Below are 21786 nucleotides of genomic sequence, written 5' to 3'. Positions count from 1 at the left end.
ATTGCCGGACGCTCGCAGGGTTACCGTAGTTAGGACCGAGTCGCCGGCCCGTTGAGGATGTAACAAAGGGACTATCCCTTTGTCACATGTTAGGGATGGAAGCCTGCCTGGGGTATGGGATGCCAGGCAGGCCCCCGGGGGAAGCGCTGGGTCGCGACTAGGCCAGGATGCCGGCCGCGGAGAGGACGATGCCGCCCACGATGGCGATCACGAGAAGCCAACCGGTGTTGACGTTCTTCTTGATGAGCCAGTACATAAGGCCGGTGAGGCCAAGGGAGATCATCTGGGGCATCATGCCGTCCAGGATGTCCTGGATAACGACGGTGCCCTCAGCGAACTGCAGCGGGGTAGTGGCGCCGATCAGCGTAGCGATCATGCCGCCCACGGACATAAGACCCACGATACCGCAGACATACATGAGCTTTTCCATGAGGTCGCCGCCCTGGAGCTTGCTCAGGTACTCGTGGCCACCCTGGTAGCCGATCTTGGCTGCGAACCAAGTGATCAGCACAGAGGGGACGATGGAGATGAGCATGGCCAGGATCGGGCCCATGATGGAGCCCTGTTGAGCCAGCTGAACGCCCAGGCCAAAGGCGATAACGCGGATGGTGCCCTGGAAGAAGGAGTCACCGATGCCGGAAAGCGGACCCATGAGGGAGGTCTTGACCGCGTTGATCGAATCGGGGTCGAAGTTCTCGGGATCCTTGGCGTACTCCTCCTCCATGGAGGCGGCGAGGCCTAGGACAAAAGCGCTCGTCTGCGGGGTGCAGTTGTAGAACGCCATGTGACGGTGGTAAGCCTCTTTCTTAGCAGCGAGCTGCTTGGGGTCGGACTCATCCGGATAGAGGCGATCGAGCGTGGGAACCATGCCGTAGAGGAAGCCCATGTTCATCTGACGCTCGTAGTTCCAAGAGGCCTGGATGGCCCAGGAGCGCCAGAAGAACTGGCTGACCTTCTTGTTCAGGGACACGTCCTTGGTTGCGGTTGCCATAGTGTGTTCCTCCTTAGTCTTCGTCGTCTTCGAGCGGATCGTAGTCGGAATCGACACCGGCGGTTGCATGGGAGCCATTGAACTTGAAGCCCATGAAGACGATAGCCAGGCACACACCGATCAGAGCGACCGCGATGACGGACAGGTTGAGGTAGGCGGCGAGCAGGAAACCGATGAACAGGAACGGGGTCATACCCTTCTTGATCATCATGGTGAGCAGCAGGGCCAGACCGTAGGCGGTCATGATCTTGGTCGAAACGTTAAGACCAGTGGACAGCCACTCGGGAACCATGTTGACGATGGCCTGAACCAGGTCGGTGCCAACAAAGACGGCGAGGAAGATCGGCAGGAAGTACATGACGGCGTACAGACCGGAGCCGGCGCAGATGTGCATACGGTAGGCGGTCTTGAACTTTCCGTTATCGATCGCGTTATCTGCCACATGGGTGAGGGCGGCGATGATGGAACGGAACACGATGCCGAGGAGCTGACCCAGGACGGCGACCGGGATGGCGATCGTCATGGCGGTCTCGGCGGAAGCATCGGTCAGGCATGCGAAGGCAGCGGCCACGATGCCGCCCAGGACCATATCGGGCGGAACGGCGGCGCCGACCTGCACCAGGCCCATGGACACGAGCTCGACGGCGGCACCGACGGCAAGGCCGGTGGGCACATCGCCCAGCAGCAGACCGACGAGCGTAGCGCCAACGAGGGGCTGCTCGAAGTTAAGACGACCGAGCAGGCGGGAGTCCCACATGCAGAACACGCCGACGAGGCCGACGAGCACCGCACTGATGAACGTATTCATACCCTTCTCCTTTCAGTCAGGCAAACGCCTGGTTGATTACAGCTTGGCGTCGATGTCGACGCTCTGATACGTAGGGGTCTGCTGGACGTAGAGCTTAATGCCCATGTCGAGCAGCTGGTTGACGTCGGCCTTCTGGGTGGCGTCGAAGAAGACGGAGCTGTCCTTGCCGCCGACCTGCTCGGCACCGTCGTGGTTGGCGGTGGCGCCCAGGTTGATGGCGTCGAGCTTGTAGCCCTGGCAGAACTGCAGCATCTCGGCAGTGTTGCCAAAGACGAACATGACGCGCTCGCCGAGGGTGTTGAGCTTGTCCATCTTGGCAAGGGCACGCTCAACGGTGAAGACGTTCAGGCGCACGCCCTGGGGCTTGGCCAGCTTAAGGGCGCCCTTCTTGATGTCATCGTTGGCGGCAGCGTTGTCGACGACGATGATGCGCTCGGCCTGAACCTTGGTGGTCCAGGTAAAGACGACCTGGCCGTGCAGCAGACGGTAGTCAAGACGTGCGAGGACGATCTTGGCGGGACCGGAGCTGTGACGGGACGCCTTGGCCTTCTTGGCGGGAGCCGCGGCGACCTCGACCGGTGCGTTGGGGTTGGTCAGACCGGTGCGGGCCTCGTTGATGAGGGCCGCGAGCTCGGTGCCCTTGACGGGGGCGGGGCTCATAGCAAGCGTGAGCGCCAGCGGGATGTTGAAACCGCTGACAACCGTGAACTTCGTGCCGTTCTTGGAAAGCTCGACCATGTTGTTGTTGACCGAGCTACCGAGCATATCGGTTAGCACATACACGGTGTCGTCCGCGTTGAACGTGGCGATCATAGCCTCAACCTTATTGGTGATGGGCTCCTTGTCGTCACGAGCAAGCGACACGACGTGGACGTTCGACACGTCGCCGAGAACCATCTCGAGCGTGTCTTTGGCGCCTGCGGCCAGGCCGCCATGAGATGCGAGAATGATCTGATTCATCTTGCCTCCTCCTTTTCGTTATGGTCATTATAACGTCTTATACGTTGCGGATATTGATAATTAGTATATAAACCGTTCGCGGGTGAAAAACGACCGTTGGCGGGTTTAACGCAATCGAAACGATGGTCTTGGGTAGGCCGGCGCTGGCTGGATAACCCCAGGTCGGACGCCGCGCGCAACCCCCTATCGCACGAAGTGCCAGGGGCTTTCCTGCACGGTGGGCTCCAGCGCAATGCCCGTGCGCTCGCGGAAGAGATCCATGTCCTGCGATTTCTCCGTCCACCACGCGTTGGGCTTAAAGGTCATGCTCTCAACGACATGACCGACAAACACACTGTTGCGCAGCTTGGAAAAGTCGGTGTTCATAATCACGATGGACGCGAGCACCAAAACGATGCCCAGAACTTTGATCGCGCCGGCGGGCTCGGCGTAGACACCAATGCCCAGCAGTACGGTGACGACTGTCTCGAATGACATTACGACGGGAACTTTCGACGTCTCGAGCCCCATGGACAGACCCTGCATATATAAGATGTAAGCCACAGCTGTGGGGATGAGTCCAAAGCCAAGGAACAGCAGCAGCAGCTGTGGCGACATTGCCGCGGCGACATCCGGCCACGGAGCCGCGATAGCTGCCATAACCGCACCGCCAAAAACAAAGCCCCAAAACGTGACAGCCAGCGGGTGGACCGTCTTGGTTGCTATCCGGCTAAACACCGCGAGCGACGCACCACAAAGGCCTGCAATCACGCCCGACGTGACGCCCCAAACCGAAAAATGGAAACCGGAAAGGTCGCCATTGGTCACCGCAAGCACGCAGCCAACGATGTTAAAGACAATGGCGATGAGTTTGTTGAGGGTCACGCCCTCGCGATAGAGTACGCGGCCGAGCGCGACGCCAAACACCGGCGACGTGTAGAGCAGCACCGATGCCGTGGACATGCCCACCTCGCGCATGCACTCGTAATAGCAGGTGTTGGCGGCAGCCAAACCGACGATACCGACAAGCGCGCAGGAAACAAGCTCTTTAGGGCTTGCCTTGAACAGGGTCAGCGGACCCTGAGCCACGGTAGACCCCTCACCCGGACGGCAGCCCATAAACATCAGGACCGGCGCCAAGATAAGCGCTCCGACCAACAAGCGAAAGGCAGCCATGCTCTGGGACGAAACGCCCATGGCCGAGATGCCGTTTACAAAGATTCCGATGCTGCCCCACATAAGCGCGGCGATCAGCACCAGCACATAGCCCAGATTGCTCCTCTTCAACGCAGCCTCCTCAGTATTATTTCCAATATGTTTCATGCTACGTTATAGTCGTTATATACATTTTTCAAGGCACAAATCGGCGAATGGGAAATCTCTCGACACAAGGAGTGTCCCCAACTGCCGGCACAAAAGGAACGTCCCTAACTGCCGGCAGAAAGGGAACGTCCCCAAGTGCCGCTCTAGCAGTTGCGGTGAAATAGTTCTCAAACAGAGGCTTCACACTCCCAAACAGGAACTATTCCACCGCAACTCATGAGGGGTATTGGGCTGTTAGGCCGCTCTATCCCTTAGTAATCCAGCTTCCACATGTAACGGCGCGTCATGTAGTCCTTGTGGGTGACGGCGGAGAGCGCACGCATGTAGACGTTGTTGAGGATCGGGGCAAAGATCAGGTGGTTGAAGTACTCACTCACGCTGTCCTTGATGTCGTTGAGGCCGAGCTCCTTGGCGTCGAGCTGATAGACGCGCTCGCCACCGTACTGGTTGACAAAGCGAATGCCGCGCTCGTCGTTGCAGCGGCTGCGGCCGACACTGATGAGCTGGAACAGCGAGGTGCGCTTGTCCAGAATCTCGAAGGGGCCGTGGAAGAAGTCGCAGGTGTTGATGGTGCAGGAGTCGATCTGCAGCATCTCCTGCACGTTGCAGATGCTAAAGACGTAGGCGGCACCAAAGAGCGGGCCCTGGGCCATGACGTTGATGCAGGGCTTGTCGGCGTTCTGCTCGGCCCACTTAGCAGCGAGCGGACGGGTGTACTCGACGGCCTTGCGATAGATGGGGTCGACCAAGTCGAACGCGGCCATAGCGGTCTCGTACTCGGCATAGCCCTCGGTCTGCTGCGTGAGCTCCATGGCGATCATGGTCACGACGGCGGAGTTGGTGCGGCCCATGCAGGACTCGTCGATGGCAAGGCTGTCGTACTGGATCTTGTAGTCGCAGACCTCGGTGAGGCCGGACTCGTCAACATAGATGGCGATGGTGCTGGCGCCGTGATCCTTGGCGACCTGGGCGGCGACGATGGTCTCCTTGGTGCCGCGCATGGACACGACGACGGCCAGGGTGTTCTCGTTGACGTAGGCCGGGGTGGCGTGCACAAACTCGTTGCTGGTGTAGCTGGAGCTCACGACCTGCGTGGCCTCGTGCTCCATAAAGTACTGGGCAGGATAGTTACCACCGTTAGATCCGCCGGCGCCGATCCACACAACGCGCCTGATGCCGCCCTTGTCTGCCTTGTCAGCCAAAACCTGGGAGACGACATCCTTAACCTGTTCCTGAGTAGTCATCGTGCATCAGTCTTTCTTCTCGTTTGATGCTCTTGATGGCATACAAGTTACATACATGTTTTGGTTATGTCGACTAGTTGTATGCTATATTTGTCTTAGATATTTTGCTGGTAAAGTTATCGGCAATCCATTATCAGCGGTTTTGTTGTCATGTTGGATACATGCTTGGTTCAGTAATCATACAGGTTAGATACAGGTTGTTCGCATGAGCACTTCGTCAAAAAAGAACTTGGCCCAATACGAGCGTCTGGCGGGTACGCTGCGTGACCGCATCGCCGCCGGCATCTACGCGCGCGGAGACAAGCTGCCGTCCGAGATGGAGCTCATGGACGAATCGGGGCTGTCGCGCAGCACCGTACGCCACGCCCTTAAGGTGCTCGTCGATGAGGGCCTGGTCCGCACCGAGCGCGGGCGCGGTGCCTTTGTGGCCGACACGCCGGCGCTCCACGAGAACAACCTGGTGTTTTCGAGCTATACCAAGCAGGTCGAAGGCCAGGGTATGAAGCCCACCACGCGCACGGTGGACTCGGGCTTTGCCAAAGCAATGGGCAGCGTGGCCAAGTTCTTTGACGCTAGCGTGGGCAGCAAGCTTGTCAAACTTGTCCGCCTGCGTTACCTGGACGATGCGCCACTGTGCCTGGAGACCACCTATTTGCCGCCAAGCTTTGGGTCGCTCATCGATCGCGATATCAACGGTTCGCTCTACGCCACGCTGCGCCAGGAGTTCCATCGCGCGCCGGCGCAGGGGCATAAGACCTTTGAGGTGTGCTATGCGTCGCAAAACGAGGCATTTTTGCTCAACGTCGAGCGCGGGCAGGCGCTGATCCTGATCACCGACTACGTCTACGACACCGACGGCCGTCCGCTCCATGTCTCCAAGCGCATCCAACGCACCGACCGCGCCAAATACACCGAGCCCATCGGCTAGCGCACCAAACGAGGCAAAATGTACCTAATAAACGTTTTACCTGCGGTTTTTATTAAATCTCAAGCCGGCATGGCGCAAATGCCAACATCGCCTGGCAACACTCGCCGCCCAAGCTCAACTGTTCCTGCCCAAAATATCCAGCACCGTAAATCTAAGTGAGTAGACTTTTCGCGACCTGCCGAGCACATTCAAAACAGCCACCTCCGTGACCTGCGGTTTTACTAAGGCAGATACGCTTTGTGCTCGGCCTGCGCCAAAAAGTCTACTCACTTAGCCCGCAAGGCGTCCCGAGGGGACAATCCAGGTCAAAATAGCGTACAAACGCCACGCTTCTTGCGGCGATTTGATACCACAAGACAGCCAAAAACCTGCCAAAATAAACCTGTCCCTAAATGGTAGGTTTAGGAAGGTCGGGGAACCAGGTTGGCTTGGGTTGGTTGGGCGTGCGCTCGGCCAGGACCAACTCCATCCAGCACATGTCGTACCAGCGGCCGAACTTTTGGGCACAGCGGTCGAAAGCACCCACCAAGCGATATCCCATATGGGCATGGAAGTCCTGACTGTTGTGCGTTAGATACTCGTCGTCCTTGTCGTGCGGCACGGCGATGAGCGCGCACATGCTGGTGATGCCCATCGCGATCAGGCACTGCTTGAGCGCATCGTGCAGCTTGCGGCCCAGCCCGCCGTGGCGCACGTCGCGCGCCAGGTAGATCGATGTCTCGACCGACCAGTCGTATGCCTCGCGGCTGTTAAGCGGACTCACATAGGCATAGCCTACCGGACGCCCGTCCAACTCCATCACCAGATACGGATAGCGCCTGAGCGTACGCTCGATTCGCCCGGCGAACTCCTCAACGCTCGGCACCTCGTATTCGCAGGTAATCGCCGTCTGACGCACATACGGCTCATAGATGGCAAGCAACGCCGGCGCGTCTTCGGGCGTCGCCAGGCGAATCGTCGGCTCGGACATCTCGGTCATACAACCCTTCTCTCTCAATAACAAAGGCCGCCTTGCGCCAAACCCAGCGCAAGGCGGCCCCTCGTCATTACATCAGGCTACAGGACAGCCGCCAGCGCGTCGATGTCCTCCTGCGTCGTGGCCCAGCTGGTGCAAAAGCGCACCACCGTGTGGATATCGTCGTACTTTTCCCAGTACTCGATCGCCGCATGCTCGCGAATGCGGGCCATGTCCTCGTTGGGCAGAATCACGAACTGCTGGTTTGTGGGCGTCTCCAAGAAGAACCGGTAGCCGTGCTCGTGCAGCACGCGACGAAGCGCCTGCGCGGTTTCGATCGCCTGACGGCCAATCTCAAAATACAGGCCATCGGTAAAGAGCGCCTCAAACTGCACGCCCGTCAGGCGGCCCTTGGCCAACAGCGCGCCGTGCTGCTTAATACGCGGAATGGGATGCGCCGGAGCGTGCATGCCGCAGAACACCACAGCCTCGCCGCAAAGCGCGCCGCACTTGGTGCCGCCGATGTAGAACACGTCGCACAGCTGCGCCAGCTCGGGCAGGGTAATGTCGCACTCATCGGCCGCCAGTGCATAGGCCAGACGAGCACCGTCCACAAACAGCGGAATCTCGCGCTTCTGGCACACCGCGTGAATCGCCGCGAGCTCGGCCTTGGAGTACAGCGTGCCGTACTCGGTCGATAGACTCACGTACACGGCGCCCGGGAACACCGTGTGCTCGTAGCTCTCGTTTTCGTAGAACACCTGGATATAGTTCTCGAGATCCTCGGCGTGCATCTTGCCCTCGTAGCCGGGGATGGTGAGCACCTTGTGGCCGCCAAACTCGATGGCTCCTGCCTCGTGGCAGGCGACGTGGCCAGTCTCGGCGGCAACCACGCCCTCGTACGGCGCGAGCAGCATGTCGATCACCGTCGCGTTGGCTTGCGTGCCGCCCACCAGAAAAAACACGTCGACATCGGGGGCCTGGCAGGCCTCGCGAATAAGCTGCTTGGCACGCTCGGTGTGCGCATCGGTGCCGTAGCCAGGCTGCGGCTCCATGTTGGTGTCGACGAGCGCCTGCAGCACCGCCGGATGTGCGCCGTGGGAATAGTCGTTGTTAAACGCGAGCATGACAATCCTCTCTTACCAGGTATCGTCCAGATGATTCAGGTGGGGCTATTGTACGCCGTTGGGATAGGCAATGCGCGCGGCGAGGCATTCAAGCGCCAACACCAGGGCAAAGCCGCAGCTCACGTCAGTCAAAAAGTGTGCACCGATCACGATACGGCCAAAGGCGACGAGCGCCGCGACCACGGCCGCGACCCAAAAGACCACGCGGCGTCGCGACGGCTTTTCCTTAAAGGACGCCGCAGGAAGCCCGGCGAGCATAAGGCCGATCGCCGCGTGCGCCGTGTGTCCGCTCGCAAACGACTTGAAGCCGTCCTTGATCACGCCGGCGGCGATATATGACCACTTATCGGGGTTACCGATCACCCACCACGGCTGAAAATTGAGTCCCTGCGTCACCTCGATCACGCGCATGCGCGGACGCGACCACAGCGGCTTGACGATCACGTTGAGGATAATGGCCTGAGCGACCCACACGGCAAGCACCATCAATGCCCAGCGTGTGAGCTCTTTGGGCTCGGTGTCGCGCGTGAGGCGATAGACAATGAGGTTGGCGGCGATGACCAGCACAAACGTCAGCACCAACTGGACAGCGATGAGTTTGCCGCCAACCTTCAGGGACGAGACGATCTCGTAGCCGGCCAGGCCAACGTTGACGAGGATGCCGAGCACGGCAAGCCATTTGCTCCCCCTGGAGTCGGGACGCACCGCGCGCACGAGCATAACGCCCGCGACGCTCGCCGTCAGCTCAAACGGCAGCTCGCCGGCGGCCTCGATAAAGCGACCGTACATACTGCCGATGTTGAACAGCGCGCTCGAGATCTGATAATCGAAGAAACTGCCCACGCCCAGACAAAGGCACAGGACAACCGCGATAATGGCGACATCTTTCTTATAGATATATCCGAACATGCTTTCCTTTCGATGGGGTGAAGGGTCGACCCGCAACGTGGTGGGACAAAGTTATCAGTAGTTTTTGTCCCAGGGTCGCTTGCGTTGACAGGCTCGATGCGACTATCGCACCTGGGACAAAAACTACTGATAACTTTGTCCCACCGACTTACTTGTTAGTCGTCGTCACTGGCACCCAATTGCTGCAGCAGCATGAGCGCCGCGGCCACGGGGCCGGTGCCGTCGTTGGCGTCGAGGCCGCGACCCAGGCCGCTGCCCGCGCCGGCGCCCGCCTTGTAGGGCACCGACAGCTTGCGGCTCTTGGGGAAGTTCACCGCGCCATAGCGGGTCTTAAGTTCAAAGGCCACTTTCTTGGGCACGTCGACGCCCAAAAACGTGATGCGTCCGCCGCTGAGCGTGACGCTCTCGAGCCCCAGGCGCTCGCCGCGAATGCGAATTCGTGCGCGGTTGAACAGATTGAGTCCCGCCAACGGCAGCTCGCCATGCGCGGCCTCGGTCTCTTTCTGCACCTCGTCGATGCTCTCCAGGTCCTCGGCCGCCGCGAGCTTGCGGTACACGAGCACGCGCTGGTCCACCGCCGGCAGGTACTCCTCGGACAAGAAGTAATCGGCCGGCAGGTTAATGCCCACGCTCGCCGCCTCCACGCCGGCGTCGTCATCGCCGCGCGCCTCGGCCACGGCCTGGCCCAACATCTGCGTAAACAGGTCAAAGCCCACGCTCGACAGGTTGCCGTGCTGCTCAGCGCCCATCAGCGAACCGGCGCCGCGAATCTCCAGATCGCGCATGGCGATACGCATGCCGCTGCCCAGGTCCTGGAACTCGGAAAGTGCAGTCAGGCGCGCCGTGGCCTCCTCGGTGAGCGGCAGCTCGCCCGGGAACATAAAGTACGCGTAGGCCTGCGTGGCCGAGCGACCCACACGGCCCTTGAGCTGGTAGAGCTGTGCCAGACCCAGGCGCTGCGAGTCCTCGATGATGAGCGTGTTGGCGCACGCGTTGTCGATGCCGCTCTCCACGATAGTCGTGGCGATGAGCACATCGATCTTTTTGGTCGCGAACTCGATCATCACGTCCTCGACCTCGCGCGGGCTCATCTTGCCGTGCGCCACGCCCACGCGCGCCTCGGGCGCGGCCTCGTGCACGCGCGCCACAGCGTCATCGATGGTCTTGACGCGGTTGGACACGTAGTACACCTGTCCGCCGCGACCCACCTCCAGGCGAATCGCCGCGCTCACCACGTCGGGGTCGTACTCCCCCACGTGCACGATCACGGGGCGGCGCCCAGTCGGCGGCGTGGTAATCAGGCTCATATCGCGCACGCCGCTCGTGGCCATCTGCATGGTACGCGGGATGGGCGTGGCCGAAAGCGTGAGCACGTCAATCTGCTCGCGCAGGTTCTTGAGCTGCTCCTTGTGCTGCACGCCAAAGCGCTGCTCCTCGTCAATGATCACCAGGCCCAGGTTCTTGGGGTTCACATCGGCCGAAAGCAGGCGATGCGTGCCGATGAGCACATCAATCGTGCCCTCGGCAAACGCCTTGAGTGCGCGCTTTTGCTGCGCCGGCGTGCGAAAGCGGCTGAGCACCTCGACCTCAAGGCCAAACGGGGCAAAGCGTTCGAAGAACGTCTCGTAGTGCTGCTGGGCCAGAATGGTCGTGGGGCAGAGCACCATGACCTGGCGACCGGAGTCCACGCACTTAAACGCCGCGCGCAGGGCGACCTCGGTCTTGCCAAAGCCCACGTCTCCGCACAGCAGGCGGTCCATGGGCTTGGGCGCCTCCATATCGGCCTTAATATCGGCGATGGCCTCCAGCTGATCGCGCGTCTCGTCGTAGGGGAAGCTCTGCTCCATCTCGATCTGCTCGGGCGTGTCGGGCGGGCAAGCGATACCGGTAATCGAAGAGCGGCGCGTATACAGATCGACCAGGTCAAACGCCAGCTTTTTGGCGTTCTTGCGCGCCTTGTTGGTGGCACGCGTCCAGTCGGCGGTGTTGAGCCTGGTCAGGCGCGGCTTGTCGCCGTCGGGACCAACGTAGCGCGTAATGCGGTCAACCTGCTCCAGCGGCACGTAGAGCTTGTCGCCGTCGGCATATTCCAGCAAAAAGTAGTCGCGCTCCTTGCCGCCCACTTCCTGGCGCGCGATCTCGCTAAAGAGCGCGATGCCGTGAGTGGCGTGCACCACGTAGTCGCCCGGCTTAAACGGGAACGTGATCTGCGTAATGTCCACCTTGCGGCGGCTGCGCGCGCGGTTGGCGTCCATGCGGGCGTTAAGGTCGGCGATCGAGAACACGGCCAGGTTGGCATCGGGCACCACCACGCCCTGCGGCAGAGCGGCATCCACAAAGGTCACGCGTCCGCGCGAGATGGTGGGCACGGCGGCACCGGCGGCAGCTTGGGCAGCACCCGCCTCGAGCGAGCGGTCGTTGAGCGCGTCGACGCGGCGCTCGCGAATGGAAGCATGGGCCTCCTGGCGGGCGGCACGGCCGGCAGAATCCGCCGCCGCCACGCGCACACGATCGCCGATAACGCCGGCGTTTTCGGGCGCGGCCGTCAACGACTCCTCAAAGGTAATGCCCTCGTCGCCAAAGGTGAGCTCCATCGACTCGCGCGCACCGCGGTCGGGAATGGCAAACACGCAGGCATAGCGCTTGCCCACGACTTCCTGAATGCGCGTCATAAAGCGATTGTCCGAGCCCGCGATGGCAGGCTGCTCAATCTTGAGCTCTGCCGTCACCGCACCGCCGGCACGGATGAGGCTTACGTAGTTCAGGCGCTGCTGGGCACCAAAATCGAGCTGCTGGGCACGCACGTACAGGCCATCCAGACGGTCGATCCCCGCCTCGCCGGCACGCGCCTCGATATCCTCGTAGGCACGCAGGCAATCGTCGAACAGCGAGCGCGGCTCGGACAGCACCACGAGCGCCTTGCCGCTCACGTGCGCCAGCGGGCTCACGGTCTGGCCGTACATCACCGGCAAAAAGCGGTCGAGCTCGGGCGTGACGATGCGTGCATCCACCATCTCGAGCAGCGCCGCCAGCTTACTGTCGTCCTGGCTGGCACGGTAGAGCGCCACGTGCATGTTGTGAACGGCCTCGTCGGTAAGCGCCAGCTCGCGGCAGGGGAAGATTTCGATGCTGTCCTCGTTGCCGATGGTCTGCCCCGTGGAACTCACCATGCGGCGGATGCGATCAATCTCGTCGCCAAAGAACTCAATGCGCACGGGTGCCTTCTCCTGCGCGGGGAACACCTCGACGGTATCACCGTGCACGCGGAACAGGCCGGGCGCGTCGGCGGCACCGGCATTGGTATAGCCCATGCCCACCAGGCGCTGCGGCACCTCGTCAAAAGGAATCTCCTCGCCCACCGCAAAGGTGGTGGACTCCCAATAGCGGCTCTCGACCGGCGGCACGCAGCGCAGCAGTGCGCGGGCCGAGGCGACCATAATGCAGTTGTCGCCGCGCACGATGCGGCCCAGGGCCTCGCAGCGCTGCGCCACCACAGCGTCGTCGGGCGCCTGCTCGCGCCACGGATAGTCCTTGCGCTCGGGGAAGCGGCACACGTGCGCCAGCCCCACATAGGCGGCAAGGCTGCGGGCGGCACGATCGGCCGCGTCCTCGCCGCTCACAATGTAGACTGTCGGCCGCGGACGGCGCGCAAACTGGGCGGCCGCCATAAGCGTGCGACCCGACTGTGACACGGCCAACGTCACGTCTTCGCCGGCATCGAGCCCGGCCTCGACGGTCTGCAAGGCCTCGGCAGTGTAGAGCTGCGCGGCTATACGGTGAATGAGCATGCTGTTCCTCCGGCATCGCAACGCCAAAAGCCCACCGGGGCAAGCTCGGCGGGTCGTACGTCAAATACATTGTCTGTCATGGTAGCGCATGGAGAGGACTCCTGCTCAAGGGCAAACCCGGCCCTGCAAAAAACGCCAGACGAAGATGCGTTCCGCCCTACCCCGTCACGCGCACGCTGGGGCACAAATCTGCCAGCGGACACTCGCCACACTTGGGTTTGCGGGCATCGCAGATCTCGCGACCGAAGGTGATCCACTGATGGTTGACCGACTCCCAATACTCGTGCGGCAAAATCTTAAGCAGATCCTGCTCGGTCTTGAGCGGCTCCTTGGCATGCGTCTTGGGACTCAGCATCAGGCGGTGCGCAATGCGGTTGACGTGCGTATCCACTGCGATGCCTTCCACGATGCCGTACCCCACGTTGAGCACGATGTTCGCCGTCTTGCGCCCCACGCCCGGCAGCTTTACAAGCTCCTTCATGTCGGCCGGTACCTCGCCGCCGTAGTCGGCGACGATCATCTGCGCGGCCTCGACGGCATGCTTGGCTTTGCTCTTGTAGAAGCCGAGCGACTTGATGGTGTCTGCCACGTCAGCTACGCTCGCCCCGGCCATGGCCTCGGGCGTGGGCCACTGGGCAAACAGCCGCGGCGTCACTTTGTTGACCTGCGCATCGGTCGTTTGCGCCGAAAGCAGCACCGCGATCAGCAGGCGGAAGGGATTCTCGTGGTCCAAAAAGCACTCGACCGGGCCATAGCGACGGTTGAGGCGCTCACACACCTCGATGGCGCGCTCGCGCTTGGCGGCATTGGTCTCGCGTGGCATAACGACTCCTCGGCTCAACGGCACAATAAACTTATGGGCACAATTGTCCCACGTCCGAGACGTTTACGCCTCCAAGAATGCGCCGGTCTGACGGCTCCACAGGCTCGCGTACTCGCCGCCCGCCTCGACGAGCTGCACATGCGTGCCGTCCTCGACGATCTCGCCATCCGCCAGTACCACGATGCGGTCGAGCGCCGCCACGGTGGACAGGCGATGCGCCACCACAATGGAGGTGCGGCCGCGCATCAGGTTCTCGAGAGCTTCCTGCACCAACGCCTCGGACTCGCTATCGAGGGCAGACGTCGCCTCGTCGAGTACCAGAATCGGCGCGTCGGTGAGGATGGCACGGGCAATGGCCACGCGCTGGCGCTGGCCGCCCGAAAGCTTGACGCCGCGCTCGCCCACCATGGTGTCAAAGCCATGGGGCAGGCGGTCGATAAACTCCAGGGCATTGGCCAGGCGCGCCGCCTCACGAATTTGCTCGTCGGTGGCGTCGGGGCGGCCGTAGGCGATATTCTCGCGAATGGAGCGGTGGAACAGCAGCGCCTCCTGCGGCACGTAGGCAACCTGGCGGCGCAGGCTCTGCTGTGTGCAGCGCGAGACATCCTGACCGTCCACGAGTACGCGGCCGCCCTGAACATCGTCCAGGCGCAGCAGCAGCTTGGTGAGCGTCGTCTTGCCCGAGCCCGATTTGCCCACCAGGCCCACGCGCTGGCCCGCCGCCACATGAAGTGTCAGGTCATCGAACACGTTCTCGCCCGCCGCAGCGTCACGGTACGCAAAGCTCAGGTGCTCAAAGTCAATCGCGCCCTCGGTTACTTTGAGCTCAGAGGCGTCCGGGTCGTCTGCCACCAAACGCGGCTCGTCCAGCGCGCGCGTCATCTCGGCCGCATCGCCCAAAGCGCGGTTGATGCGCTGCATCATGGAACTCACGTAGTTCAGGCGCATGGTGAGGTTATAGGTGTAGGTAAAGATCATGACAAGCGAGCCGGCCGAGATGCCAAACCACGCATTGCCGCCCGCCACGAACACACTCACCACGGCCATGGTGATGACGATAAGGCCCGAGGTCGTAAAGTTGCGCTGCATCATGGCGTGCATCGAGACCGTCTCGGCGTCGCGCGCGGCGCGGTCGGCGGCGTCGAACAGATCACGTTCGAAGTCCTCGCGCCCGCAGGTCTTGACGGCCAAGATGTTCGTGACCGCGTCGGAGAGCACGCCCGAGAGCTTGTTCTGCGCAGCGGACGTCGCGGCCGAAAGCGGCATGATGCGCTTGTACATAAGCCAGACAAACGCGATGTAGACGACCATGATGCCCACCAGGATCACGGTAAACGTCGGCACCACCGGGGCAAGTGCGGCCACGGTGCAGATTACCGAGGTGATGGTGGGGATGAGCGAATACACCGTCACGTCGACCAGACCCGTGTAGCCGCTCATAAAACGGCTTGTCTGGCTCACAAGCGATCCGCCAAAGCGGCTGGTATGGAATGTCATGGATTGGTTGGAGAGCGTGTCGAAGCACAGACGCGCCAGGTGATAGTTGCCCGCAATCTCGAGCTTGTAGACGGTGTAGTCCTGCAGCTTGGAGAGGATCTGACCCACCAGGTTAACGAGCACGAGCGCCAGGATATAGGGGCCGAAGACCTCAAACACCTGGTCACCCGCCACGGGACCGGCTTGAATGCGGTCGACAATGAGGGCCATCACATAGGTATTGGCAAACGTCAGCAAAAAGATGTAGCCCGCCGACGAGAGCACCGAGAGAAAGACAATCAGCGGCTGCGTGCGCGTGACACCCCAAAACCGCTGCAACGTGCGGCGCACGGTGGAGCGGCTGAGCGGGCTGGTGCTTCTCTGAGACATGGGCTTCCTTTCGCATCTGATAGGGCGAAACGCCATTGTTGCACATTGAAGCGCACTTCAGGCAAGCGCGATGCGAAAAGCGCCCGCGCCGTGCTTGCGCCGGCGCCCCGCCGTCAGATGCAGCTAGTCCTCGTCTTTTTGGTCTGCGGGCAGGTCTGCGGACTCCAAGCCCAAAATCGCGTCGGCCTCCCGCGCGTCTTCCAGCGCGTCGATGTCCTTGAGTTTGCGCTCCATGACGTTGGTGCGCGTGGTGATGATGCCCTCGACCGTTTTGCCCGCGGTCTCGATCTGCTGCTGGGCGCGGCGCAGCGCCGCCTGATAACGCGGCAGCTCGGCCTTGACGGCGGAGAGCACGCGCAGTACGTCGTCGGTACGTTTTTGCAGCCTAAACGTCTGGTAGCTCATCTGCAGGCTGTTGAGAATGGCGGCCATGGTGCTGGGGCCGGCAACGTTGACGTGATAGTCGCGGCCCAGGGTCTCGATAAGCCCGGGGCGACTGACGACCTCGGCATACAGGCCCTCAAACGGCACGAACATAATGCCAAAGTTGGTGGTCGCGGGTACGCTCAGGTACTTTTCGCAGATGTCCTTTGCCTCGCGCTTCACCATCATATCGAGCGCCTTGCGCGCAGCGGCAACGGCCTCCGCGTCGCCCGACTCTTGCGCGTCGAGCAGGTGCTCGTACGCGTCGCCCGGAAACTTGGAGTCAATCGGCAACAGCACGGGGTCGCCCTCGTCCACCGGCAGCTTGACGGCAAACTCAACGCGTTCCGAGGCGCCGGGCTTGGTGGCGACGTTTTCCAGATACTGGTCGGGCGTGAGGATGTCCGCCAGGATCGCGCCCAGCTGCACCTCGCCCAAAATGCCACGCGCTTTGACGTTGCCCAGCACGCGCTTAAGGTCGCCCACGCCGGTGGCGATAGACTGCATGTCGCCCAGGCCCTTGTACACGGCCTCGAGCTGGTCGCTCACCTGCTTAAACGATGCCGACAGGCGATCGTTGAGCGTACGGGAGAGTTTCTCGTCCACCGTCGCACGCATCTGATCGAGCTGCACGTTGTTGTCTTTGCGGATGGCGCCCAGCTGGGCATCGACCGTCTCGCGCACCTTGTCCAGGCGATGCTCGATGCCTTCGCGGTTGGCGCCAAGCTGTTGGGCCGTCTCGCGGCGCAGGTCATCCATACGGTCGCCGGCCTGCGAGAACTCGCGCACAATGGTCAGGTAGCGCTGCTGCTCTACGGCGGCGTCGGTCGTCTGCTGCTGCGCGATGGCATTTGCCGTGCGGCGGGTTTCGTCCAACGCGACGTTCAGGGTGTCGAGCGTGCTGTTGGCCTGCTCGAGCGCTGCCAGCGTTTCCGCGCTACTGTCGCCACGCTCCCGCAACTCGGCACGCAGGCTCTTGAGCTGGAGGGCGCAAGCCACAGCAACCCCCACCGCCACCAAGGCGATCACAACAAGCACAATATCAATAGCAGACATAAACTCCGCCCAACAAACCCAATCGAGCACCAATCAAAACCGCGATCAATCTTACCCTGTCAAACGCAGCTCATGTCCAATCGAGCGCAGACAAGTTACCTTTGCGCTATGGGTGCTGGTCCGCTAGCTCTCCCAGCTGGCGCGGATGGTTGCTGCGACATCCCCCAAGCGCTGACCGAGAGCTGCCAAGTGCTGAAGTACCTCATTGGGCGAGGCGCCGTTGAGAATGCACGTGAGGGCATATGAGGCCAAGAAGATTACCGCGAGCCCCAGCGGGATCAGCACGATCATCGCCAGCGTACGCAGGCGCTGGGCCCAGCGACGGTGACGCGCACGACGTTTATCGAACGCGAGCTCCTGCGCATATGAATCCTGCTGTACGGAATAGGCCTCTGGCGCCGATTCACACCCGGGCACAGCTGCAGGTACAGCAGCGGGCACGACATTTTGCGCAAAGGGCTGGGCTGCCGCCCCTTGCATTTGCATCTCCATGAGTCGTTGCTGCTGACGCAGCATGCGCTCAGCTTGTCGCTGCGGAGTCTCAAGAAACAGATCCATGCTGGCCTCCAAAATCGGAGCATTCGACGCTTACGACCAGCATCCCGCACCGCCATGACCGCGACAACGCAATCGCTGGCAATAGCCACAAAGTTTCTTTTGCTCAAAAGCTGTCGAAAAGCTCAACAACTCCCCTACCAGCACTTTCTCTGAGCTTTTTTCGCCAGCAATCTTTTGGCCTTCCACCCTTACGCCAACTGACCAAAATCTAACCAAAAGCTTGACGGAAATTGTGAAGACAGGGACCCCACACAAAAACGTGCCGTCCCAAAAGGGGCGGCACACAAACCAATCCATTAGCCAAAACTCGTTGGCAAGCTCGCGCCGTCAGACCCGCGGCGTATGCCTTTGCCTCGCGCGACTCTGCGAAGCCGTGAGCGAGAGGGATGCGCCGCGGGTCTGACGCCCGGAGCGGTAAAGCCAGCAGTTGCCCCGCGCTCCGCAGTCGGTGAAAGCAGATCACATGCCCGCGAGACCTCGAGCTGCGGTGGCACACATAAACGCCAGGACTAGGATCACGAGCGAACCCGCGATATCAACCAGCACGCCCATTGCACGGCGCTCAAACAACCAGCTCTCAAAGTGCGGAGCAACATTGCGCCAGACACGCCACAACAAGATGCCCATGCCGATGACGCCGGGAATATTGAGCAGCAAAATCTCGGAGCACAAGAGGCCGATCAAGTTGCCGGCGGCAAAGCCCGCATCGCCCTCGCAGTATTTGCGATAAATCATGTACAGCATGTACGCTACAAACGGCTGCAAGCACGCAGAGATAAACGTGACCACCATCGAGGGGTCCTGAGAAAAGACATCGGTGAGCTTATCCACGCTCGTGGCATCCTTAGAGGCCAGGAACAGGCCAATGACCACCACGGGCACCACGCCCAAGATGACCTCGACCATCGTAAACAGCTTGGCAGTCAGGTCTTCGCTCGCCGTATTCAAATGAGGCGCCCACTCAGGATGAGCATGCGCGCCGGCTTTCTTCTTATCGGCACGCTCTGCCTTGCCGCCCTCAACAACCCGACGCTCAGGATCCTTACGAGTCCCAGCAGCAGCCACCCGAGCCCGAGATTTCTTACCCATAACCAACACCTCACAAGAGGAAACGAATAGCCAACGCTACCCAGTGTACCCCCTAAGCAACGTCACCGCCCCAACTGGCCCCATACAAAAACGTGCCGCCCCAAAAGGGGCGGCACACAAACTTCTAATCAGCTTTTCAGTAGCGAGCACGTGACGACCCAACGCCGGGGCGCGGGGCGGGGAGATACCTTTCCCTCGCGCGACCCTGCGGAGCCGTGAGCGAGAGGGAAAGGTATCTCCCCGCCCTGCGCTCCGCAGCAGCCAGCGCCAAGCGCTAGTAGTTCACCACCTGCTCCTCAAAGTACGCCTTCGGGTGGTTGCACACCGGGCACACCTCGGGCGCCTCGGCACCAACGTGCAGGTGCCCGCAGTTCAGGCACTTCCACACCTTTACGCCCTCGCGCTCAAACACCTCACCCGACTCAATGCGCTCGACGAGCTTGTTGTAGCGCTCCTCGTGAGCCTTCTCGACGGCAGCGACGCCGCGGAACTTCGCGGCGATCTCGGCAAAGCCCTCCTTATCGGCGGTCTTGGCAAACTCGTCGTACATCTCGGTCCACTCGTAGTTCTCGCCCGCGGCGGCATCGCGCAGGTTATCCAGAGTGCCGGGAACGGCGCCATCGTGCAGATACTTAAACCACAGTTTGGCGTGCTCGGACTCGTTGCCAGCCGTCTCGGCAAAGATGTTCGAGATCTGAACGTAGCCGTCCTTCTTTGCCTTGGAGGCATAGTAGCGATACTTGGTGTGTGCCTGGGACTCACCGGCAAAAGCGGTCTCGAGGTTCTTCTTGGTTTGGGAATTCTCAAAATCCATAGGTGTACTTCCCTTCAACGCATGCCGCCCGTAGGCTTCGAGCGGCCTCGTCTTTAGGATGCCCTCATGTCGGAAATCTAAACCTTACAATCCTGTTCTTCAGATTTGCACGGGCTAGATGCTCAGCCAGCGATCGCCCTCGGCTCGGCAAAAGCCCTCACGCTCCAGGTCGGCCAGAATGCCCGCGACAAGCTCGCGCTCGACCGGCCCGCGCCCAGCCGCCGCTTCCATATCGTTAACGCCCACCACGGCATCAGCAAGCGTAATCCCCGCCGGTTGGCCATCGCGCGCTGCCAGCAACATGCGCACGATATGCGCGCGCTTTTGGCGACGTGAGCCCTCAAACTTTGATTGACGGCTATAGCCCGCCGAGCGCCTGGACGGATTGGGCAACGTCTTTTTTAGATATGCGCCGTAATCCAGCAACGCGTAATACCACGCGCGCGGCGTGTCGGCATCATCGAGCGGCACGGCAAAGGGAGCGATCTCGTCGGTCGCCGCACCGGGGACCGCCGGACAGGCCGCCTGAATCAGCGGCACCAGCTCGCGGTCGGGAACAGCCGGTACATCGGGAAAGAAGTGATGCAGAAAGACCGTGCGCACGTTGGTCTCCAGATACACGCCTGGAAGGTCAAACGCAAACGACCGGATACCTTGCGCCGTTGCCGGGCCAATACCAGGCAGAGCGACCAAGTCACGCGTCTCACGCGGAAACTCACCGTCCCAGTCCTCCACAACGCGCTGAGCGGCCTTGTGGAGCGCCAGAGCGCGTCGGTTGTAGCCCATGCCCTGCCAAGCGTCCAAAACATCGGAAGGCGCGGCCTGGGCAAGCGCCTGCACAGTCGGAAAACGATCGAGCCACACCGGCATGCGCGCCTCCACACGCGGCACCTGCGTTTGCTGCAGCATGACCTCAGAAAGCCAAATGATGTACGGATCGCGCGTGCGGCGCCACGGAAGGTCGCGATAACGCAGGACCCCTTCCGAACGAATCATCGAACGAAAGGGGTCCTGAATCATGGCTATACTCCTTATGCGGCGCTATTCCTCCCGGTAAGCGCACGCGCAGGTGGCGTACTCGGGAAACGCTTCGCGGTCGGCGAACTTGGGATCGACGGCCGGGAACTGGCGGTGAGCGACGATGTCGCCGAGCGAAACGGAATCGAGGTAGTCGCGCATCAACGCCTGAGCTCCGGCCCACAGGGGATGATAGCAGCACGCGCCCATGCGCGCACAGTCACCATCGGGCGCGGTGCAATCGTTCATAACCATAGGACCCTGAACGGCCTCGACGACCTGGCGGATAGTGACGTCGTCCGGACTGACCTTGAGACGCATGCCACCGTGGACGCCACGCAAGCTCTCCACAATACCGGCCTGGACCAAACCGTGCTGAATCGAGCGGGCAAAAGAATACGGGACATTAACCTCTTCGGCAGCGGTGCGAACAGAAAGCAAACACTCCGGATCCTCGGCAAGCATCGCCAGCATACGAAGGGCGTAATCAGTCTTCCTCGATATGTCCATTTTTCCCCTTTCAAGGAATACGAACAGCTCGAACGAGCTCCGGGGCCGAGCTTGTGTCGAGACGCTAAATGACCGCTAGGACATCCAAATGGTAAATCGGATATCCACTGAACGCCGCGCTCGGAGCGAAATGCATCAGATGCGGCCTACAGTGCAATTTAGTATAGCCTAACCCCCTGTCTCGTTGAACAGGTGTTGCGCAACAAAGCTGTTGTTCAGACAAATATACTTATTAGATTTTACTTGCGTTCCCGAAGGCGCGGGGATTCTGGGCGAAGATGCGCCAAGGCGATCGTTCTATCGAAACAAAGTGCATCAAACGCAAAAAGCCACGTCCGAAGACGTGGCTTTAATTGCGTTGGCGGGAAGTACGGGGCTCGAACCCGCGACCTCCGACGTGACAGGCCGGCGCTCTAACCAAACTGAGCTAACTCCCCAGGCAGACGTTCGCGTTTGTTTCCGCTCGCGTGCGCTGCGGGGATTAGTATACACAGAAGTCTGTCCGGCGCGCAACAACTTTTTTGAAAAATTTTTTGGGGCCATCCGGGAGGGCTTCCGGGGCTGAGGGCGGGGGTTAAGTTTGCTGCTCTACAGTCCTGCGCAAGACGGAAAGCACAT

The 21786-nt window shown here is 61.0% G+C and carries 18 protein-coding genes and 1 tRNA gene; 1 reads left to right on the top strand and 18 read right to left on the bottom strand.

The window, feature by feature from the left end:
• Window positions 1-157 precede the first annotated feature (157 nt).
• The 5 genes from DW233_RS00095 to DW233_RS00075 all read right to left on the bottom strand — a co-directional run bounded on the left by DW233_RS00095 (window position 158) and on the right by DW233_RS00075 (window position 5305).
• Window positions 158-991, bottom strand: a complete 834-nt coding sequence (locus tag DW233_RS00095; protein ID WP_118266122.1) for a PTS system mannose/fructose/sorbose family transporter subunit IID — start codon at window positions 989-991, stop codon at window positions 158-160.
• Window positions 992-1004: 13 nt separating this feature from the next.
• A complete protein-coding gene (locus DW233_RS00090; RefSeq protein ID WP_118266121.1) occupies window positions 1005-1799 on the bottom strand; it encodes a PTS sugar transporter subunit IIC in 795 nt (264 codons plus the stop codon).
• A gap of 36 nt (window positions 1800-1835) precedes the next feature.
• Complete coding sequence (locus DW233_RS00085) at window positions 1836-2759, bottom strand: PTS mannose/fructose/sorbose transporter subunit IIAB (RefSeq protein ID WP_118266120.1); 924 nt, start codon at window positions 2757-2759, stop codon at window positions 1836-1838.
• A gap of 183 nt (window positions 2760-2942) precedes the next feature.
• Window positions 2943-4025 (bottom strand): DMT family transporter, encoded by a 1083-nt coding sequence (locus tag DW233_RS00080; protein ID WP_158567764.1) that lies wholly within the window; start codon window positions 4023-4025, stop codon window positions 2943-2945.
• Window positions 4026-4312: 287 nt separating this feature from the next.
• Window positions 4313-5305, bottom strand: a complete 993-nt coding sequence (locus DW233_RS00075) for an SIS domain-containing protein (RefSeq protein WP_118266118.1) — start codon at window positions 5303-5305, stop codon at window positions 4313-4315.
• A 205-nt stretch (window positions 5306-5510) separates the two neighbouring features.
• Between DW233_RS00075 and DW233_RS00070 the strand changes: the two genes are divergently transcribed.
• Window positions 5511-6233, top strand: coding sequence for a GntR family transcriptional regulator (locus tag DW233_RS00070; protein ID WP_118266117.1), 723 nt, complete (start codon window positions 5511-5513; stop codon window positions 6231-6233).
• A gap of 388 nt (window positions 6234-6621) precedes the next feature.
• Here DW233_RS00070 and DW233_RS00065 read toward each other — a convergent pair whose 3' ends face one another.
• The 13 genes from DW233_RS00065 to DW233_RS00005 form a co-directional block, all read right to left on the bottom strand.
• Complete coding sequence (locus tag DW233_RS00065) at window positions 6622-7212, bottom strand: GNAT family N-acetyltransferase (protein WP_118266116.1); 591 nt, start codon at window positions 7210-7212, stop codon at window positions 6622-6624.
• A 77-nt stretch (window positions 7213-7289) separates the two neighbouring features.
• Window positions 7290-8315, bottom strand: a complete 1026-nt coding sequence (locus DW233_RS00060; protein WP_118266115.1) for a low specificity L-threonine aldolase — start codon at window positions 8313-8315, stop codon at window positions 7290-7292.
• 45 nt (window positions 8316-8360) lie between these two features.
• Window positions 8361-9224, bottom strand: a complete 864-nt coding sequence (locus DW233_RS00055) for a phosphatase PAP2 family protein (RefSeq protein WP_118266114.1) — start codon at window positions 9222-9224, stop codon at window positions 8361-8363.
• A gap of 155 nt (window positions 9225-9379) precedes the next feature.
• The gene (gene mfd / locus DW233_RS00050) at window positions 9380-13012 is read right to left on the bottom strand and encodes a transcription-repair coupling factor (RefSeq protein ID WP_118266113.1); all 3633 of its coding nucleotides are present in this window, start codon (window positions 13010-13012) and stop codon (window positions 9380-9382) included.
• 157 nt (window positions 13013-13169) lie between these two features.
• Window positions 13170-13835: an endonuclease III gene (gene nth, locus DW233_RS00045; protein WP_117806045.1), complete on the bottom strand. Its 666-nt coding sequence runs from the start codon at window positions 13833-13835 to the stop codon at window positions 13170-13172.
• Between the two features lie 63 nt (window positions 13836-13898).
• On the bottom strand, window positions 13899-15701 hold the full coding sequence (locus tag DW233_RS00040; protein WP_118266112.1) for an ABC transporter ATP-binding protein: 1803 nt from the start codon (window positions 15699-15701) through the stop codon (window positions 13899-13901).
• Window positions 15702-15824: 123 nt separating this feature from the next.
• Window positions 15825-17180, bottom strand: a complete 1356-nt coding sequence (locus DW233_RS00035; protein ID WP_118266111.1) for a DNA recombination protein RmuC — start codon at window positions 17178-17180, stop codon at window positions 15825-15827.
• A 123-nt stretch (window positions 17181-17303) separates the two neighbouring features.
• Entirely contained in the window at window positions 17304-17738 is a 435-nt protein-coding gene (locus DW233_RS00030) for a hypothetical protein (RefSeq protein ID WP_118266110.1), read from the bottom strand.
• A 459-nt stretch (window positions 17739-18197) separates the two neighbouring features.
• Window positions 18198-18827 carry a hypothetical protein gene (locus DW233_RS00025; protein ID WP_147346251.1) on the bottom strand — a complete coding sequence of 210 codons (630 nt, stop codon included), beginning with the start codon at window positions 18825-18827 and terminating at the stop codon, window positions 18198-18200.
• A gap of 274 nt (window positions 18828-19101) precedes the next feature.
• Entirely contained in the window at window positions 19102-19641 is a 540-nt protein-coding gene (rbr, locus tag DW233_RS00020) for a rubrerythrin (protein ID WP_117806049.1), read from the bottom strand.
• Between the two features lie 114 nt (window positions 19642-19755).
• Complete coding sequence (locus tag DW233_RS00015) at window positions 19756-20661, bottom strand: adenine glycosylase (protein ID WP_118266109.1); 906 nt, start codon at window positions 20659-20661, stop codon at window positions 19756-19758.
• Window positions 20662-20682: 21 nt separating this feature from the next.
• Window positions 20683-21168 carry an Rrf2 family transcriptional regulator gene (locus tag DW233_RS00010; protein ID WP_022094514.1) on the bottom strand — a complete coding sequence of 162 codons (486 nt, stop codon included), beginning with the start codon at window positions 21166-21168 and terminating at the stop codon, window positions 20683-20685.
• A 359-nt stretch (window positions 21169-21527) separates the two neighbouring features.
• A tRNA-Asp gene (locus DW233_RS00005) sits at window positions 21528-21605 on the bottom strand.
• Window positions 21606-21786: the final 181 nt, after the last annotated feature.

The sequence above is a fragment of the Collinsella sp. AM20-15AC genome (genome assembly GCF_003471405.1).
Classification (GTDB): domain Bacteria; phylum Actinomycetota; class Coriobacteriia; order Coriobacteriales; family Coriobacteriaceae; genus Collinsella.
The sequence above is the reverse complement of the archived record's forward strand: the minus strand, read 5'-3'. Positions and strand labels throughout refer to the sequence as shown.

Excerpts from the sequence above, each read along its gene's own strand:
- mfd (WP_118266113.1), bottom strand. The coding sequence starts at position 13,012 with ATGCTCATTCACCGTATAGCCGCGCAGCTCTACACTGCCGAGGCCTTG.
- rbr (WP_117806049.1), bottom strand. The coding sequence starts at position 19,641 with ATGGATTTTGAGAATTCCCAAACCAAGAAGAACCTCGAGACCGCTTTT.
- DW233_RS00090 (WP_118266121.1), bottom strand. The coding sequence starts at position 1,799 with ATGAATACGTTCATCAGTGCGGTGCTCGTCGGCCTCGTCGGCGTGTTC.
- DW233_RS00075 (WP_118266118.1), bottom strand. The coding sequence starts at position 5,305 with ATGACTACTCAGGAACAGGTTAAGGATGTCGTCTCCCAGGTTTTGGCT.
- DW233_RS00095 (WP_118266122.1), bottom strand. The coding sequence starts at position 991 with ATGGCAACCGCAACCAAGGACGTGTCCCTGAACAAGAAGGTCAGCCAG.
- nth (WP_117806045.1), bottom strand. The coding sequence starts at position 13,835 with ATGCCACGCGAGACCAATGCCGCCAAGCGCGAGCGCGCCATCGAGGTG.
- DW233_RS00025 (WP_147346251.1), bottom strand. The coding sequence starts at position 18,827 with ATGGGTAAGAAATCTCGGGCTCGGGTGGCTGCTGCTGGGACTCGTAAG.
- DW233_RS00085 (WP_118266120.1), bottom strand. The coding sequence starts at position 2,759 with ATGAATCAGATCATTCTCGCATCTCATGGCGGCCTGGCCGCAGGCGCC.
- DW233_RS00015 (WP_118266109.1), bottom strand. The coding sequence starts at position 20,661 with ATGATTCAGGACCCCTTTCGTTCGATGATTCGTTCGGAAGGGGTCCTG.
- DW233_RS00010 (WP_022094514.1), bottom strand. The coding sequence starts at position 21,168 with ATGGACATATCGAGGAAGACTGATTACGCCCTTCGTATGCTGGCGATG.
- DW233_RS00065 (WP_118266116.1), bottom strand. The coding sequence starts at position 7,212 with ATGACCGAGATGTCCGAGCCGACGATTCGCCTGGCGACGCCCGAAGAC.
- DW233_RS00040 (WP_118266112.1), bottom strand. The coding sequence starts at position 15,701 with ATGTCTCAGAGAAGCACCAGCCCGCTCAGCCGCTCCACCGTGCGCCGC.
- DW233_RS00070 (WP_118266117.1), top strand. The coding sequence starts at position 5,511 with ATGAGCACTTCGTCAAAAAAGAACTTGGCCCAATACGAGCGTCTGGCG.
- DW233_RS00055 (WP_118266114.1), bottom strand. The coding sequence starts at position 9,224 with ATGTTCGGATATATCTATAAGAAAGATGTCGCCATTATCGCGGTTGTC.
- DW233_RS00030 (WP_118266110.1), bottom strand. The coding sequence starts at position 17,738 with ATGGATCTGTTTCTTGAGACTCCGCAGCGACAAGCTGAGCGCATGCTG.
- DW233_RS00035 (WP_118266111.1), bottom strand. The coding sequence starts at position 17,180 with ATGTCTGCTATTGATATTGTGCTTGTTGTGATCGCCTTGGTGGCGGTG.
- DW233_RS00060 (WP_118266115.1), bottom strand. The coding sequence starts at position 8,315 with ATGCTCGCGTTTAACAACGACTATTCCCACGGCGCACATCCGGCGGTG.